General features: G+C 39.1%; 18 protein-coding genes and 1 riboswitch. Of the genes, 14 read left to right on the forward strand and 4 right to left on the reverse strand.

The genetic code is table 11. The features are described from left to right. The first annotated feature begins 63 nt into the window (after positions 1-63). The 7 genes from ABE099_RS05770 to ABE099_RS05800 all read left to right on the forward strand — a co-directional run bounded on the left by ABE099_RS05770 (position 64) and on the right by ABE099_RS05800 (position 6,808). Positions 64-1,566, forward strand: a complete 1,503-nt coding sequence (locus ABE099_RS05770; protein ID WP_430028238.1) for a spore germination protein — start codon at positions 64-66, stop codon at positions 1,564-1,566. After that, the gene (locus ABE099_RS05775) at positions 1,548-2,687 is read left to right on the forward strand and encodes a GerAB/ArcD/ProY family transporter (protein WP_430028240.1); all 1,140 of its coding nucleotides are present in this window, start codon (positions 1,548-1,550) and stop codon (positions 2,685-2,687) included. Before ABE099_RS05770 ends, ABE099_RS05775 begins: the two co-directional genes overlap by 19 nt. After that, on the forward strand, positions 2,684-3,871 hold the full coding sequence (locus tag ABE099_RS05780; RefSeq protein ID WP_430028242.1) for a Ger(x)C family spore germination protein: 1,188 nt from the start codon (positions 2,684-2,686) through the stop codon (positions 3,869-3,871). Before ABE099_RS05775 ends, ABE099_RS05780 begins: the two co-directional genes overlap by 4 nt. Before the next feature lie 30 nt (positions 3,872-3,901). Continuing rightward, the gene (locus tag ABE099_RS05785; protein ID WP_430028244.1) at positions 3,902-4,120 is read left to right on the forward strand and encodes a hypothetical protein; all 219 of its coding nucleotides are present in this window, start codon (positions 3,902-3,904) and stop codon (positions 4,118-4,120) included. A gap of 186 nt (positions 4,121-4,306) precedes the next feature. After that, on the forward strand, positions 4,307-5,134 hold the full coding sequence (locus tag ABE099_RS05790) for a MerR family transcriptional regulator (protein ID WP_430028246.1): 828 nt from the start codon (positions 4,307-4,309) through the stop codon (positions 5,132-5,134). An 8-nt stretch (positions 5,135-5,142) separates the two neighbouring features. Continuing rightward, complete coding sequence (locus tag ABE099_RS05795; protein WP_430028248.1) at positions 5,143-5,805, forward strand: GNAT family N-acetyltransferase; 663 nt, start codon at positions 5,143-5,145, stop codon at positions 5,803-5,805. Then, complete coding sequence (locus tag ABE099_RS05800) at positions 5,798-6,808, forward strand: alpha/beta hydrolase family protein (RefSeq protein WP_430028251.1); 1,011 nt, start codon at positions 5,798-5,800, stop codon at positions 6,806-6,808. Before ABE099_RS05795 ends, ABE099_RS05800 begins: the two co-directional genes overlap by 8 nt. A gap of 140 nt (positions 6,809-6,948) precedes the next feature. On the opposite strand, the gene ABE099_RS05805 is transcribed toward ABE099_RS05800, so the two are convergent. Together ABE099_RS05805 and ABE099_RS05810 are read right to left on the reverse strand one after the other, a co-directional pair. Next, positions 6,949-8,274 (reverse strand): MFS transporter, encoded by a 1,326-nt coding sequence (locus ABE099_RS05805; protein WP_430028253.1) that lies wholly within the window; start codon positions 8,272-8,274, stop codon positions 6,949-6,951. A gap of 301 nt (positions 8,275-8,575) precedes the next feature. Then, a riboswitch (M-box (ykoK) riboswitch) is annotated at positions 8,576-8,745 on the reverse strand. 6 nt (positions 8,746-8,751) lie between these two features. Then, positions 8,752-9,126, reverse strand: a complete 375-nt coding sequence (locus ABE099_RS05810; RefSeq protein WP_430028255.1) for a YybH family protein — start codon at positions 9,124-9,126, stop codon at positions 8,752-8,754. Positions 9,127-9,500: 374 nt separating this feature from the next. On the opposite strand from ABE099_RS05810, the gene ABE099_RS05815 reads away from it, so the two are divergent. From ABE099_RS05815 to ABE099_RS05845, 7 genes are all read left to right on the forward strand, one after another. After that, a complete protein-coding gene (locus ABE099_RS05815; RefSeq protein ID WP_430028257.1) occupies positions 9,501-11,414 on the forward strand; it encodes a beta-glucoside-specific PTS transporter subunit IIABC in 1,914 nt (637 codons plus the stop codon). After that, positions 11,407-12,867: a glycoside hydrolase family 1 protein gene (locus ABE099_RS05820; RefSeq protein WP_430028260.1), complete on the forward strand. Its 1,461-nt coding sequence runs from the start codon at positions 11,407-11,409 to the stop codon at positions 12,865-12,867. The genes ABE099_RS05815 and ABE099_RS05820 overlap by 8 nt, the downstream gene beginning before the upstream one ends. Positions 12,868-12,899: 32 nt before the next feature. Next, the gene (locus ABE099_RS05825; RefSeq protein ID WP_430028263.1) at positions 12,900-13,751 is read left to right on the forward strand and encodes a PRD domain-containing protein; all 852 of its coding nucleotides are present in this window, start codon (positions 12,900-12,902) and stop codon (positions 13,749-13,751) included. Positions 13,752-13,941: 190 nt separating this feature from the next. After that, on the forward strand, positions 13,942-15,183 hold the full coding sequence (locus tag ABE099_RS05830) for a DNA polymerase IV (RefSeq protein WP_430028265.1): 1,242 nt from the start codon (positions 13,942-13,944) through the stop codon (positions 15,181-15,183). Then, the gene (locus ABE099_RS05835) at positions 15,180-15,542 is read left to right on the forward strand and encodes a YolD-like family protein (protein ID WP_430028268.1); all 363 of its coding nucleotides are present in this window, start codon (positions 15,180-15,182) and stop codon (positions 15,540-15,542) included. The genes ABE099_RS05830 and ABE099_RS05835 overlap by 4 nt, the downstream gene beginning before the upstream one ends. A gap of 107 nt (positions 15,543-15,649) precedes the next feature. Beyond that, on the forward strand, positions 15,650-15,982 hold the full coding sequence (locus tag ABE099_RS05840; protein ID WP_430028270.1) for a hypothetical protein: 333 nt from the start codon (positions 15,650-15,652) through the stop codon (positions 15,980-15,982). 210 nt (positions 15,983-16,192) lie between these two features. Continuing rightward, positions 16,193-16,417 (forward strand): hypothetical protein, encoded by a 225-nt coding sequence (locus tag ABE099_RS05845; protein ID WP_430028272.1) that lies wholly within the window; start codon positions 16,193-16,195, stop codon positions 16,415-16,417. 531 nt (positions 16,418-16,948) lie between these two features. On the opposite strand, the gene ABE099_RS05850 is transcribed toward ABE099_RS05845, so the two are convergent. Together ABE099_RS05850 and ABE099_RS05855 are read right to left on the reverse strand one after the other, a co-directional pair. Next, a complete protein-coding gene (locus ABE099_RS05850) occupies positions 16,949-17,125 on the reverse strand; it encodes a YjfB family protein (protein ID WP_210090617.1) in 177 nt (58 codons plus the stop codon). Positions 17,126-17,202: 77 nt separating this feature from the next. Continuing rightward, positions 17,203-17,442, reverse strand: coding sequence for a Spo0E family sporulation regulatory protein-aspartic acid phosphatase (locus ABE099_RS05855; protein ID WP_430028274.1), 240 nt, complete (start codon positions 17,440-17,442; stop codon positions 17,203-17,205). Positions 17,443-17,453: the final 11 nt, after the last annotated feature.

Below are 17,453 nucleotides of genomic sequence, written 5' to 3' on the forward strand. Positions count from 1 at the left end.
CCTTTTACTGCGCACGCTATGAGCGTACATGATCTTATTATAATTACATAAAGGATGTATAGGATGAATAAACAAGGAAACGGTGCTGAAGGGAAAGAACAAGTGAAATTGACCGGGAATATTGAACTGGATGAACAGCAATTACGTGCTGTCTTTTTGCATTGTTCTGATATTATATTTCATTCCTTTGATACTTATAATGGTACATCTGCTTTGTGCGTATATTGTGCAGGTCTTTGCAATGTGGAGCGACTGGAGCGCCAAGTATTAGCGCCACTACAATGTCAAGATGAAGAGATTGAGTTGCAAAATACCGAACTAGATGCAACAATGACACATCATATTGAACCGTACAGAGCAGAGGGGACACAACAGGATTTGAAACAGGAGCTTCCTGTCTCAGCCGCTCAATTGGTAAGCACTGTGGGGGAAGCAGTCGAAGCCATTTTGGAGGGGGAAACCTTAGTTCTTGTTGCTGGAAAAGCGGGGGGAACGGTATACCCTTTTGTTCAGGATCACTCACGTACCCCAGAGGAGCCTGTTGCAGAATCTACAGTTCGTGGCGCACGTGACGGATTTACAGAGTCTCAAAGTTTGAATTTATCGTTAATTCGCTTGCGTATTAAAAACCCTGCACTAAAAATAAAGTCACAAGTAATGGGAAAATATACAAGCACAAAAGTAACACTTGTCTATATGGAAGGGATAATTACAGATGACTTGGTCAAAGAGGTTGAGGCTCGTCTTAATAAAATAAAGCTGACCGATGTGCTAGAGAGTCAATGTATAGAAGAAGCCATTAGCGACCAGCCTTATTCACCATTTCCTCAAATGATTGCAACTGAACGTCCAGACGTGGTTGTATCCAACCTACTTGAGGGACGTTTTGCTATTTTTGTAGATGGAACGCCGTTTTGCTTGGTGGCGCCAGTTACATTGTCTGCGATGCTGCAATCACCAGAGGATTATTATCAAAACATTTACATTACGATTTTTATTCGTTGGTTAAGATACTTCTTTTATATCATCGCTTTGCTGTTACCCTCATTTTATGTTGCCATTACGACTTATCATCAAGAAATGATTCCTACTGTGTTGATGCTGAGTATTGCAAGGGCGCGTGAGGAGATTCCTTTTCCTGCATTAATCGAAGCACTTATTATGGAGATTTCATTTGAGGCGTTGCGCGAAGCGGGGATTAGATTACCGAAGCAGATTGGTTCAGCAGTTAGTATCGTAGGGGCACTCATTATTGGGCAAGCTGCGACCTCCGCAGGGATTGTTTCGGCCCCAATGATTATTATTGTTGCAATGACAGGAATTGCTTCGTTTATGATTCCAAGGTATACAGCAAGTATAGCTACACGGATTATGAGGTTCCCGATGATGATATTAGCAGGCACATTAGGTTTACCCGGTATTATGTTAGGGATTATATTGCTCGTAATCCATCTAAGTAGTTTACGTTCATTTGGAACCCCCTATTTATCGCCAATCGCCCCAACCTCTAAGTCTAGGTTAAGGGATGTATGGTGGCGGTCCACATCTTGGAAAAAAGGGAGTTAAACGATATGCTCACAGACCAAGGTAAAATTTCAGCCAATCAATTAGCTTTTCTAGTTTTTCCAACTATTATTGCTACTGCAATATTATCAGTTCCGAGTATTACAATGCGTTATGCAGGTCATGACATGTGGCTTTCGCCAATTATTGGCTCTTTGTTTGGTTTAGCAACCATTGGCTTATCCATCGGTCTTCATCGTCTGTATCCTGGAAAAACCCTTATTCAAGCCAGTCCTTATATATGTGGCAAGTGGATTGGGAAAATAGTCAGTTTTCTCTTTTTGTGGTTTTTTCCACATTTAACGGGGCTTGTCATTCGTCAGTATGGTGAATTTATTACTAGTACAGCATTACCTGCTACACCGCTATATGTTGTTATGGGAACCATGGTTATTGTGTGTGCCTTAAATGTAAGGCTTGGAATTGAGGTCGTAGGGCGGACAAGTCAAGTATTTGTAACATTAGTGGTGATCTTATTTTGCGGAATTTGTTTGCTCTTAATTGGGGAACTGGATCCTGCTGAAATTCTTCCTTTTATGGAGCGTGGAGTTTTACCTAGCATCAAAGGGGCGATTGCACCTGCGGCTTGGTTTAGTGAATACATTATTATTGCGTTTTTAATTCCAAATGTAAATCAGAAGCAAGGACTTACACGTTCCATGCTGATTTCGTTACTTGTTACAACAATCGCTATGATTGCTAGTAATTTATTTTGTTTGTTCCTAATGGGAGATTTGACAGATAGCTTTGCCTATCCGTTTATGATTGCGACACGATATATTACGATCGCTGATTTCCTACAGCATATTGAGGCTGTTGTCATTGCAATTTGGATTTTTGGTATATTCGTAAAAATATCTGTATTTCTGTATATATTTGCAACCTCAGTAGCGGAGTGGTTAGGTATGGAGGATTATAAGCCAGTCGTCTTTCCGTTATCCTTTTTGTGCTTAGTTTTTGCCTATTGGGTCGTTTCAGATCAATCTAGTGCAGCTAGCTTGTTAAGTTCATCTGCAAATATATATACGTTAGCCTTTTTGTTGTTTATACCTGCTATGCTGTATGTCGTAGCCCTTTTAAAACGGCTATTCCAAGGGTGGAGTAAGGGAAGTGAACCATCATGAAATCAAAGCAAAAGCTCTTTTATCGACTCTTTTTTATTTTGTTGTCATGTAGCTTATTATTGACGGGCTGTTGGGATCGCAAAGAGATTAATGATTTAGCCATTGTCCTTGCTACTGGGCTGGATTATAAAAATGAAAAGGTACAGCTAACAGCGCAAATCTTTGTTCCCCGCAAAGGCGGAGGGACTGAAAGTGTAGGTAGTACAGGGGGCAGTCCAAGTGGGCTCACGATGATTCATAAAGCGGAAGGCTCCACAATCGCAGAGGCGCTAAATCGGCTACAAAGAAAAGTATCCAGGGAGATGTTTTGGGGACATTGCGAAGTAATTGTTTTTAATGAGGAAGCGAGTAAACAAGGCTTGCGTGAATATATTGATTTTTTTCTTCGTTATCCTGAATTTCGTGAGCATGCTTATGTTTTTTCGAGTGAAGCACCTGCGGAGAAAATATTGGCTTTGCTTGATCCTTTGGAAAGAAGCTCAGCAGAATCATTACGTGAAATGGCAAACTTAGGACTTGGCGCAAAAGTGACGTTATTAGAGCTAGTACGTTCAATCGATGGGCCAAGCAAAACGGCGCTGTTATCTCGATTGTTAATTTCACCACTAGAAATTGGGCAAGAAAAGTTGGCAACTACGCCTTTTTTTAAAGGAATTAGCTTATTTAAGGAGGGTAAATACGTACGTACTGTAGAGGAACCACTCAGTGGAGGCGTATTATTACTTTCAAATGAACTTAATAACTTTATTATCCCGATCAGTATTAAAAGCAGTAAAGGCGTTATCGCCATTCGCTTAAATAAAGCAACGGTAAGTATTCAACCACACATCAAAAATCAAAAGTGGAGTGTAAAGATGCTGGTTAATGCAAGAGGAGATGTTGTATTGAATACAACAAATGTAGATTTGGCAGATCAAAAGGTGATATCAGAAGTTAGACAAGCTTGGAGTGATAGGTTAAAAGAGTACGCAGATCAGGCGATTGTTTTTTCGCAAAATGATTTTAAAGCTGATTTATTTAAAACGTCGGTTCAATTTCGCAGACATTATCCGAAGCAATGGCAAGCGCAAAAAAACAACTGGGAAAAAATATATACAGAGATGGACATTTCTGTAGTAAACAAGGTTGTCATTACCCATACAGGAAAGTCAACGGAACCGCAAGGGGAAGGGAAATCTAACTAATTTAAATATGAATAAGAAATGGAGGCTCCTATGGAAGCGTGGTGGATCATCGGGATTTTATTGATATCAGGGATTATCATGGTGGGAGAAAGCAGTAACTGTCAACAAAAAAGGGCTAAAATCATCATGTACTCCATCACGTTTGGGACGATGATTTTAGCCATTACCCTTGTTTTTCAGCCTAGTTTACCAGGGCCAACGCAGGTCATTAAGCTTACCTTTGGTTGGGTGGATAAACTAATGAAATAGATGAATGAAATAAGGTACAGCAGTCTTGTTTGTCTAAAACAGGCTGTTGTTTTTTAGTTTACAAGCTGAATTTTTTTGGATTAGGTGCTTGACCTTAGGTCTGACCTAAGGTATATACTTGGGATAACTCAAGTGTAGCTGATACAGGAGTGGAAGCACAGCAGGTCAAAGGGAGTATGAGCATATATGAAGGATGAAATTACAATTAGTGAGCTAGCAAAGCTGATGCAAGTGTCTATACATCAAATTCGTTATTTCGAGGAAAAGGGAATTTTGATGCCTGCTTATATTGCAGACAATCAATATCGTATGTATGGGATCGATGAAATTTATCGGCTTGCACACATTTTGTTGCTGCGGAAGATGGGGTTATCTGTGCAGATCATTAAGGAATGCTTAACGGGCTTATCTTCAGTTCAAATGAGATCGCTATTTAGCCAAGCTTTAAGTGATACAGAAGCCGCAATAGCACAGCTAATAGATACAAAGTATTTTATTACAAGGCTTTTACAAGAGCAAGAGTCGCTTGATGATAAGCAGAAGAATGAAGATGAGAATGAGGCATTGTATTCCATTGTTCAGCGTGAGGAGATGGCCTTATCGTTATGGTTTCGGATGGAGGAGCCAGCTACGTTAAATGCCAAGCTACTTACTCAGCATCAAGGAAAAGTACCCAATTTGTTTGAAGCAGATATTCATTATATATACGATCAGTCAGGGGGTGTAGGGATTTATACACCTAGTCATCAAGCAAATGACAATCAAGAAAGTGACAATATAGCAAGTGGTGATCTGGTATTACCAATAGGTACTTACTTGTCCCATCGGTTGTTAGTCACAAATGAGATGGAGCTAGATGAGCATATCTCTCAATTTTATGATCTGGTTACACGTCAAGGTTATGATGAGGATGGACCACTTATTATCGTTGAAAAATCATATTTGTCGCTGTTTACACAACAGCAAATTCATTATGAACTATTACTCAAATTGAAGGGAAGGGGATTACAGTGACCCTATTTATGACTATAGAGCCAGTTCAGCCTGCGCTTTATCCATCTGTAGGCCAATTAATGGCATATGGGTTTGGATATAAAATTGAAAATTTAGCATCCCTTTCTATAGAGGAATTAGGCTCTGCTTTTACACAATTACTTTATTATTTGCCTCAGGAGCCTAACAGCTTGCGTGTTGTAGCTAGGCAGCAGGGAGAGGTGGTAGGCACCATGTGTATAAAATGGAAGTGGATAAAATCTAATGAATCTAATGAATCTAATGGATTTGATGGATTTGATGAACCTAATCAATCTATTGATTCTAGCTGGTGGAGTAAATGCAATAGCATTGGCAATTGGAAATTATTTAAATTGATCACAGGATTGTACCTGCTTCAGCACAGTCCTAAAGTAGAGGAATGCTACATTGAGGATTTAGTGGTTCACCCTCAGCATCAAGGTAAGGGGATCGGGAAACAGCTACTGCAATGGGCTCACCAATTCATGCAGCAATCTGCCGGAATGACTTATCTTAGTCTACATGTTGCAAGCCATAATCATAAAGCGATTCAGCTATATGAACGTTTTCAATTTTGCCAACAAGATTGTGATAGCAGCTTGCTCACAGGCTTATTGCTAGGTGAAAAGAGATGGCACTACATGACCCGCAAAGGAGAACTTTATGCTTAAAAGAAAAAAAATATGGATTTCAGTTCTCGTTACATTGTTTTTATTTATGGGGATAGGCCTTTATATTTTACAGCAAAGTACGTTTAACATTGTAGAACAGTCAATAGAAATTGATGCTCCACAAGGCAAGTTGACAGGTACACTTGCTTTGCCTAAACAGTTTACGGGGAAGTTAGGTTTGGTTTTATTTATTCATGGCGACGGTGCTATTGATGCAACACATAGTGAAGGCTACAAACCGTTATGGGAAGCGCTAGCTAAGCAAGGTTATGCTTCGTTGTCATTAAATAAACGAGGGATTAACGGCTCAGAAGGAAATTGGTTAGATCAAAGTATTGATGATCGGGTTGTCGAAGCGCAGCAAGCATTGGCATGGGCAAAAAAACAGCCGATGATCGATGATACCAAAATGGGGGTATGGGGCGCTAGCCAAGCAGGTTGGGTTATTCCTAAGCTTGCAGGCAAGGAAAAATTAGCTTTTAGCATTTTAGTTTCACCTGCAATTAATTGGCGTACGCAAGGAGAATATAATACACGCAGTCAAATGAAAAAGGACGGCTATAGCTCAGAAGAAATTGAGAAGCAAGTGACGTATGAAAATGAGATTAAAGTGTTGTTAGATAAGAAAGGTTCATATGAGGAATATACGAAGCTTGCGCATAAGGATGATGTGATGTCTAAGGAACGGTGGAACTTCGTAGTTAAAAACATTAATGCCGATGTTACAGCAGATTTAGCTAATTTAAAAACACCAGTGCTGTTATTGCTTGGGAAGGATGATGTGAATGTAGACATTAAAGAAACGGAACAGGTATATCGTGCAAAAATTTCCCCTGATTCGTTGCTTCATATAAAAGTATTCCCTAACACAGAGCATTCAATGTTGCCAACCTCAATTGCAGGCTCGGAGTGGAAAACAGCATTAACCTTTTTATTTGCGCCAAGAAGTATAACAGCAAAGGGGTATATGGAGGAGATCACGCAGTTTTTAGGAAAGCATTAAGCCATGAATTAAGTTCTAAAAAACCTGAGGCTATTCTGCAAAACAACTTCAGGTTTTCAATATTGTTTCTAACAACTAACTTATATAGCAAACACGACACATGGTCTGTGTCGCGTCGTTAAACTATCTTTATCTGATATTTAGCTTTTTAGTCCAACTTTTTCTTTTTTACGCTCCTTAATCATTAAATAAGCGATACTCAATCCTCCAACAATTATCACTCCCGTCGAAATAATACTCACCGAATTAAAAGCATAATTAAAAGCCTCTTTAGCATGATCGACTAGTAAAGCTGCTTGTTGAGTCGGGAGCTTTTCAGAAGCTATTAGCGCTTCATCCAAACTGTCCACTCCCATTGTCTGAGAGAGTCCATTCACTGGAACAAAGCCGCGTGTGTAAAAGAATGCCAATAGACTTCCAAGAATACCTACACCTAATACGCCACCTACTTCATACGATACTTCTTCAGTGGATGCCGCCATACCTGCCTTATCTACCGGCACATTGTTCATTATTGCATTAGAAGATAAAACTCCTGAAGCTCCTAAACCAGCACCTAGCAAGGCCAAAGAGAAGACTTCAAATAAAGTGCCTTGATTTAGTGAAGCTAAGTAGCATACCATGCCCACGGCAGAAAGAGATATTGTGATAAGCAGAGTACGTAATACTGAAAACTTGTGTAGAAAGTAGCCTATTGCAAGCCCAGAAATAAAGGATGACACAGGGATCGCAAGCATGAACAGTGCAGATTTGAGCGGAGAATAACCTAAAACTAACTGATATCGCTGAGTAAAAATCAGTTGAGTCCCAACCAATGCAAATGTGAGAAATATTGCCCCTAACATCCCTCCTAAGAAACGTTCGTTTCTGAATAATTTAAAATCAATTAGTGGGCTACCCATTCGTTTTTGTCTTCTGTAAAATAACACCATTGCAGTGGTCCCAATAACTACGGATAAAATAGCGACTCCAATATGTCCATTTCTCATTGTAGCTTCTTTAATTGCGAAGATCACGCCGATAAGACCTATCATAATTTGAATAGATCCAAACCAATCCCATTTCTTGTTTGAATGGCCTTCATCTTTAGGGACAAATTTAAACGACAAGAAAAAGGCAATGACTACAATTGGCACATTTATTAAGAAAACGGCACCCCAATGAAAGTGTTCAAGCAAAGCGCCCCCGACAATCGGGCCCAAACCTGCACCACCAGAGAAAACAGAACCCCATACTCCAATTGCAAAGTTTCTCTCTTTTTCATCCTTGAAATTAATACGAATAATTGAAAGTGTGGCAGGCATCATCATAGCAGCGCCAACTGCTAAAAATATTCTACCTACTATTAACATTTCCGGGCTTGAGGAAAGGGCTGCTGCAAGGGAAGCTGCACCAAATACCAGTAGACCGTTCATAAAAATACGTTTATGACCAATTCGATCTCCTAACGCGCCAATGCCTAACAAGAGACCCGACATAACAAGTAATTTTTGAACTACTTCTGCTTCAGTAAGTCATTGCTTGAATTTAAGCTTACGAATAGCTCTTGTTTCTTTAAAGAAGAGGGAGGGACAAGGTATAGGAAACACGCCCTACAAGGATACGGATTAGACGTATATAGCTTGGAATGCTCTTTGTACGGAAGTTATTTAATATATGTGTTTGGCAACTGGGCCTACTGTCCATGGACATGCTTCCCTCCTTTTAGTTTCAAATCAAAAACCCCCTAGCCTAGGCTAGAGGGTTGAAAAAGCGCACAAAAAAACGTTTTATCCCCTTAGTCCGAGTTTTGGCACTATACAACGTAAAGGGTTAAACACTTAGCCACCTTAAGAAAAGCCTTATTCCGACAGTTCCTGTTCTACCCATTGGCATCTTTCGATATTTCCGGGCAGTGGCCTATGTTTGTATAGGAGCCTCACCTAACGAGGTCATGTTTTAAATTACTTGGTTTCAACTGCGATCGGCATTGCACTTAAATGCTCATGAATCAACAGCCAGTTGTCTCCTTCCTTCACAAACACATTGGTTGCTCTGCCATATCCACTGGCATAATTCCCATTAATATAGCCTTCATAAAAATATGTATAGGTGCAGGTAGCAGATTCGCTTCCTTGGTGTAGCCATTCTACATCTCTAGCTTCGTAATTTTCCTCTTTTACAGTTTCCCATGCATTTTCAAAAAAAGCTTTAATCTCCTGGTGATTTGTACAGGTTTGACTCGTAAAAAAATACTTCGCATTAGGGTGGAGTATTTTCCTTACTTCTTCAAAATCGTGTGTATTGGTTGCGGCAATGTAATCTTTTAGTATGTTCATGTTAGACTCCTTTTTATTAGATTTAATTTTTTTATTTAAAATAAAGGCTCTATTTAGAAGAAATATGGATTATTGGTCAAGCATTAATTTCAAGATTGAGCCGAATTTAATATATCATATTTTGAAGGAAAATGCCCATTACTCAACAGTTCTGTAACGTTTAATCTCCTTACTTTTAAATAATCATAAATTTATTTTTTTGAAAATGTTGACGCTTTCATAATTATAAACTATACTAGCCTTAATTAAATAACTTAGACATGTGACTGGTAAAGCAGGCAGGATCTAAAATGGACAAAAGCTTATTTTGTCGTTTTAGGTCCTTTTTTTGTACCCTTTTTCCAGCATATGCTTACAGCAAAGGAGAATGACAAATGGATTATAAGCTTACTGCATCTGAAGTGTTGAAGCATGTAGGTGGAAAACAGAATATCTCGCAGCTTGAGCATTGTTCTACACGATTAAGATTTTCACTGCATGATTATAGCAAAGTGGATGTAGACCATTTACAACGTGTTCCAGGTGTAATTGCTGTAAAAATGATAGGTCAATGCCAGGTTGTTATTGGTAACGATGTCGTAGAAGTATACGATCAAATTATTGAGTTGTTAGGGGGCATGGCGCATTTGTCTGAGGCTTCAACCTCAACAAGTACATCCAGCTCAACGAGTTCCAAAAAAAATATCGGAAGTGTTTTGCTAGATTTTATTACTAGTATCTTTTCTCCGCTTATTCCAGCGATTGCGGGTGGAGGGATTTTAAAATCGGTTCTGTTACTTTTAGGATTAATGAAATGGATGGATCCGAGCGGGCAAACCTATCAGCTTTTATTCCAAATTGGGGATGCGCCACTATACTACATCCCATTGTTGGTAGCGGTTACAACTGCTAAAAAGTTAAAGGTGAATCAGCTTGTTGCTTTATCTGCGGTAGGAGCCTTAATGTTGCCGAAGGTAACAGCCATGATAACAGAAGGCGCAATGTTGTTTGGCTTCCCAATTAAAAACATTTCTTATGCGTATCAAGTTTTTCCGGCAATTCTAACGATCCTTTTATATGCTCAGCTAGAAAAGTTATTTACTCGTATTTCGCCTAAAGCGATTCGGATTTTCTTTGTACCGATGATGTCATTAGTCATTACAGTGCCGATTTCTTTGTTGTTATTAGGACCACTTGGTTATACGCTAGGCGAAGGCTTTTCATCTGTGATTGTAATGCTGTTTAGTAAGGTGGGATGGGTAGCGACTGCACTCTTAGCTGCTGTTTTACCGTTTATGGTCTCTGTTGGGATGCACAAAGCATTATTACCATATGCGATTACATCTATTACTTCCACAGGCAAAGAATTATTATATTTACCGGCTTCCTTAGCTCATAATATTGCAGAAAGTGGCGCTTGTTTTGCCGTTGCGATTCGTACAAAGGATAAGGAACTTCGTTCCACAGCCATATCCGCAGGTATCTCTGCCTTGTTTGGGATTACAGAGCCAGCCTTGTATGGGGTCACCTTACAAAATAAAAAAGTGCTAGGCAGCGTCATGATTGGTTCTTTAATTGGCGGAGCTTTTATTGGAATTGTTGGAGTAGAAGTGTATGTATTAGTAGGACCAGGCCTAGCAAGCATGTCGATGTTTGTATCAGAAAGCTTGCCTCAAAATATTATTAATGCTTTTATTGGACTCATTATTTCCTTCGTTGCTCCATTTATTATCTTGCTTATTTTTGGTAAGGATCGTAAGGGTAAAAACCAAAACCAACAGATGGCTACAAATACCGTGCAACAAAAGACGCAAAAAGCACAAGAAGTACAAGAAATTAAAAGTCCAATTATCGGTCAGCAAATTTTAATAGCTGATGTAAATGATGAGGTGTTTTCAAGTAAGGCGATGGGCGAGGGGGTTGCGATTATTCCGTCCAAAGGCGAATTGTATGCACCTGTCGATGGACAGATCGCAGTGGTCTACAACCGAAGTCATGCCATTGCGATGAAAATGGAAAATGGTTGTGAATTACTGTTTCATGTTGGGATTGATACGGTTAGATTGCAGGGAAAATATTTTGAACCCGTCGTCAAAGCGGGAGATATCGTCAAAGCAGGTGAGCTACTGTTAAAGTTTGAAATAGATAAAATTATAGAAGCGGGATATGATCCTGTTACTATTATGGTTGTATCAAGTAAAGATGATTATGACGCTCAGGTGGAACCACTACACCTCTCTAAACGTGAAGTAGGCAATACAGATACTGTGATGACGATAACGACTAAAGGGGGAGAAAAAAATGAGTAAAGGCTTTTCAAAAACATTTTTGTGGGGTGGCGCTATCGCCGCCAATCAGGCGGAAGGTGCATGGAATATAGACGGAAAAGGACTCTCTGTCGCTGATGTTGGTTTGTACAAGCCAAATGTAGATGTAGAGGATTATGAAGGTCACCAAGCGATCTCGTCTAAAGCGATTGAAGTCGCGATACAGGATACAAGTGATAAAAACTACCCTAAGCGTAGAGGGATTGATTTCTACCATCGTTACAAGGAGGACTTGGCGTTATTTGCCGAAATGGGCTTTAAGGCGTTACGTGTATCGATTGCATGGAGTCGCATTTTCCCAACAGGAGAGGAAGCGGAGCCCAATGAGAAGGGGTTACAGTTTTATTTTGACTTATTTACTGAAATGAAGAGACTTAATATTGAACCGATTGTCACCTTATCTCACTATGAAATGCCGTTAGCATTAAGTGTGAAATATAATGGCTGGGTGGAGCGAAAAGTTGTTGATTGCTTCGTGAAATTTAGCAAGGTTTGCTTTTTACGCTATAAGGATCTAGTGAAATATTGGCTAACCTTTAACGAGATTGATAGCATTCATCGTCATCCATTTACGACGGCGGGGATTGTGCCTGATCGTTGTCCTGAGGGCAAAGAGGAAACGGTTGTCTATCAAGCACTTCATCATCAATTTGTAGCCTCAGCATTAGTTACGAAGGATTGCCATGAAATTATACCAGGCAGCCAAGTGGGCTGTATGTTGACCAAGTTAACTACGTATCCTAACACCTGTAACCCAGAAGACGTTGCAGTGACCCTGCAAAGAAATCTTCATAACTATTTTTACGCTGACGTACAGGTATTTGGAGAGTATCCAGTTTTAATTGAACGTATGCTAGAGCAAAAAAACATTCATATTCATATGGAGCCTAACGATCGGGAAATTTTAAAACAACACACGGTGGATTATGTTTCGTTTAGCTACTACATGTCATTGACAGAATCTGCGAAGGAGGGGCTAGAACGTACTTCCGGCAACACGATTATGGGGGTTAAAAATCCTTACTTGCCTTCTACGGAATGGGGCTGGCAAATCGATCCTGTTGGCTTAAAAATTTCATTGATTGAACTATACGATCGCTATAAGAAGCCGTTAATTATTGTGGAAAATGGCATGGGCGCAGTGGATCAGGTGGAGCCGGATGGTTCTATTCATGATCATTATCGGATTGATTATTTTAGAGCACATTTGCAGCAAATGAAGGAAGCGGTAGAGGCGGGCGTTGATTTGTTTGGCTATACAAGCTGGGGCTGTATCGATCTTATTAGTGCTTCAACCTCACAGATGTCTAAACGTTATGGTTTTATTTACGTCGATCAAGATGATGAAGGTAATGGAACGTTGTCACGTAGCCGTAAGGATTCCTTCTATTGGTATAAAAAAGTAATTGAAAGCAATGGAGAAGATTTAGATTAGTGCAAGTTCTTTCTTGAAGGAAGGTGATTGCGGTGATCAAGATTAAAAAGGTTCTCAATTCTAGTGTTGTACTCGTGGAGGATCAGGATCAAAAGGAATATATTTTGTTTGGAAAAGGGATTGGATATGGGCAAAAAACTGGAGATATTGTGCTAGAGGATCAGGCGGATCAAATGTTTGTTCCAGTCGAGCATATTAAAATTAAGCAATATCTTGGCTTGCTAAATGCCATTGCCCCTGTCTATGTTGAGCTAACCCAGCAAATTGTTGTCTATGCAGAGGAACAGCTTCAAACGAAGCTAAATACAGGTATCTATTTTACGCTGATGGATCATCTTAGCTTTGCAGTAGAACGCTTCAATAAACAAATTAATATTACAAATAAAGTGTATTGGGAAATTAAAAATTATTACGCTGAGGAATTTGCAATTGGACAATTTGCCTTGAAGCTAATGAATGAAAAATTAGAGATTAGCTTGCCCAAAGAAGAGGCAGCCAATATCGCCTTCCATTTAATTAATGCTCAGAGCGAAAAAAAAGAGTCACAGGATGCGATGAAGGTAGCCAAAATGATTGGGAGCATTGTTAATTTGATCAGGTATTCGTTGAACCTTGATTTGGATCACGACAACATTCATTACACTCGTTTTATTACGCATGTGAAGTTTTTTGTGGAACGCTTTTATGCGCATAAATTGTTAGATGCGAAGGATGATATTTTATTTAAGCAAATTGCTAATCTTTATCCTGAAGCGATGGATATTGCCTTTAAAGTAAAAGGGTACATCCACCAGCTTAACGAGGTAACGATTCCAAATGAGGAGCTTACTTATCTTGCCGTGCATATTCATCGATTAATATCCTATAATCAGCTTCAGGAATAAGCTGACAGAAAGTTCTAGCAAGAGTCCAGCCATGTTGCTTCTAATGTGGTTGGATTTTTTTTGATGTCAATCATAATCATGGTCTACATGTTCAAGCCTAAACCAAGTGGTCGATTCTTCCATTGAATAAAGAACAAATGTTCGCATATAATACAAATAGGTGTTCGTATATTTGAACTGGAGGATAGATATGACAACAAAGAAACGTACGATCATGCTGATTGATATGCAAAGCTTTTATGCTAGTGTGGAGAAGGCAAAATACCCACAATATCGAGACTTACCTCTTGTTGTAGCAGGGGATCCCGCACGTAGATCAGGGATTATTTTGGCAGCTTGTCCTTTAGCCAAAGCCTATGGGGTGACAACAGCGGAGCCGTTATGGCAGGCATTACAGAAATGCCCAGACCTTGTTATTGTTCGCCCTCATATGGAGCAATACATTGCGAAGTCGATGGAGATTAAGCATATTATTGAGTTCTATACCGATTTGGTTGAGCCTTACAGCATTGATGAGGTATTTGCAGATGTGACGGGATCACTCCATTTTTATAATGGGGATGCGTATGCCTTAGCTAAAAAAATTCAAGCACATATTTTACAGGATACTCAAATATTTGCCCGACTTGGAATTGGCGAAAACAAGGTAGTTAGTAAGCTAGCTTGTGATCTCGTTGCCAAAAAAACGGCGGATGGTATTTTCATTTTAAATAAGGAGGAAATGCACCAGTATATTGGTAATAAACCGATTAGAGGGATGTGGGGGATTGGCTCACGCATGGAGAGACATCTACAAAATATGGGGATTGAAACGATTCAGCAGCTCGCCTCAGCTTCATTAGGCACATTACGTAGACGTTGGGGGGTGAATGGAGAGGTCATTTGGCGTGTGGCAAATGGAATCGATGATTCACCTGTAAGCAGGTTAAGTCATCACATCCAAAAGGATATCGGCAATGCGATGACGTTGCCCAGAGATTATATTCATGCCAAAGATATTGAAATTGTCATTCATGATTTATGTACAGAGGTTTGCAGAAGAGCAAGAAAAAAGGGGGTTGCAGGAGGGACCGTTGCACTAAGTGTGAGTGGGGCTGATTTTAATGTACGAACAGGATTTCATCGACAAATGAAGCTTTGTGATCCAAGCAATGTTACTCAGGAGGTGTATGAAGCGGCTTGCAAATTGTTTCATCTTCACTGGGATCACCAGCCTGTACGGGGCGTTGCGATTAGCTTGTCAGGACTCAGTTGTGACAAAATAGGTCAACTTACGTTGTTTGACGATAAGGAGCATTGGCGTGCCGTAGATCAGGTGATGGATCAAATTAAAGATCGCTTTGGAGAAATTTCAATATTGCGAGCAAACTGTTTAATGCCTGCGGCACAAGCGATTGATCGTGCAGATAAGGTTGGGGGGCATTATAAATGAGTAAAAAGCTTGAAGGCAATGGCTTGTGGGAATCTAGTCGGATGATGTTACCACAGCATAAGGAAGCTATTATTCAAGATTATATGCGGCATGAGCAGCAGGTCTGTCCGATACTAGATGAGCAAGCGCTAGAGCAAATTGAACGTGCAATAATTCGGTCCTTTCGTGAGCGGAGGAAGGTGACACTTCATATATTTAATCCTATTAAGTGTGAGCAAGTAGAGCTAGAGGGGATTGTAGCCACGATTCAAACCGTAAAAAAAGAGATTAAGCTCGCAATAGCGATTGGAGAATGGAAATGGGTGCGGATAGAGCAAATCATTTTTGCAACTATAGATGAAGAAGTAAATGAAGCTTAAGATTGTGTTGAATTAAATCTAGTTCCTATTCGCGATCAAGTGCTTCACTTTATATTTTTATTGCAGAAGAAGTGAGATAGGTCTAGAATAAGAATGTATGTTCTATTTTGAATGGAGTGATGATTGTGCTTCAAGATTTGGATCGGAAGCTGTTACGTTTATTGTTTAACTTTAGTCGTCAGAAGCATAGAATGCCGATGTGGGTAGAGCTAGAATATAAAATGGGGTTAAATAAGTCACAAATTATCATTGGATTACGACGTTTAGTAGAGCAACAATATATTTTTTGGCCAGATAATCCTGATTTAAGTACGATCGTGGTTTTGGAAGTTGAGGATCGGGATAATGTGGCAGGTACGAATAGTGGAGGTACGACCTCTAATTACACTAAACCTAAGCAATATAGCGATAGTAATTTAGATTACTGGACGAAATATTAATATTAGGGTGAAAGGTCAGAATAAAATTACTTAGACTACATGAGGGACCAATTAAAAAGAAAATGAAGAAGGGTACTGACTTAATGTCTAGAAATATATATAATGAATTGAACTCATATTAAATTGAGGATATTGTACTTGATGAAGACTGGAGGCTGTTAGCTACGATCCAGCACAGATAGTATTGCTTTAGTAAAGAGGTGGAAATCATTGAATCACACATACAAAGTAGTTAAAACTAATTTGGAATTATTTGCGGCGGCGATATGTGAAGCACATGTTTATGTCGTGTCGATTGACGAGGAGTACCGTGTTAATTTTGAAGATTTTGGGGGCATAGTGCAATTAATCACTTCAGACATCGTTAGAATTTCAGGAAAAGAATTTTCGCGCAAGAAGTACCAGTTTAGAGTAGAGGTTGCTAATGGAGAGTAGTCATTCGTACGATAGGTTAATAAGCAATAGAAGGAGGGTGCTATGATTATCTAGCTATACCCTTCTTTTTTGATATGGCTTAATTCTTCGTGAAGTTAATCGATAGGTGATCAAAGCAATGATGATATAAAAGCAAGCATAAACTATCCAATCATCAATGTAAGAAATCATCTTTGCAAAATTTTGTGCAGTAAATAAGAGGGGAAGGAGTATAGGAATAATTAATCCTACATAAATGTTTTTGCTAAACTTTTTACATAAGTAACCAACAAGAATTGATCCTAAGGGACCGATTATGAGAGTGGGCAAAAGCGGGTTTAGATTTTTAAACCATATATATAACATGCTTTTCCCTCCATTCCCCTAAATTATCCCATAAAGTAATTTCATTCACAATGTTTTGTTGAGGAAAAACTGGAAGAAGAAACTGAAGAAACGACGATAATAATTCTGAAAAAGCAAAAAAAGAAGGGAGATACCCTTCTTTTTCTACCTTATGTAAATAAATAGCTATCATAATAGCTAATTGTATTAAATCTTAATATCTACATTTCCACCAAGATGAGGTTGCGCACTAGTTTCCATAAGCTTAGTTAAAGCCTGAGTTTGAACGGATGTCTGATCTTTAACCATTTTCATCAAGGAAATACCAACGTCCTGCTTTAAATTAGCTTGTGATAACTGTGTAGAAAGTGCAGCAATATCCATAGCAAAACCTCCTGCCCAAAAACATGTAGTTTAATGAAGTGATGTGAAGTATATCAATACTATATCACGATAAATGCTTAATCAGTAGAATTAAATTTTTTCTGGTTGAGCATACGTTGATATTCATTTAAAACTTGATCCAGCTCTGTACTAATTTTAATTACCTCAGGATCGGTTAATTGCTTTGCTTGAAAGGCATTTAACTGTTGGCGAAGCTCCTCAATTTTCTGTAATATCTCTTTGATTTCGTCCATTTTGATCATATCCTTAGCATTGGATTGAATATCTAAGTAAAAGATAATTCTTATAGCTATCATGACCAAAAGGA

Source organism: Paenibacillus turicensis (assembly GCF_050461185.1).
GTDB classification, from domain to species: Bacteria; Bacillota; Bacilli; order Paenibacillales; family Paenibacillaceae; genus Fontibacillus; species Fontibacillus turicensis_A.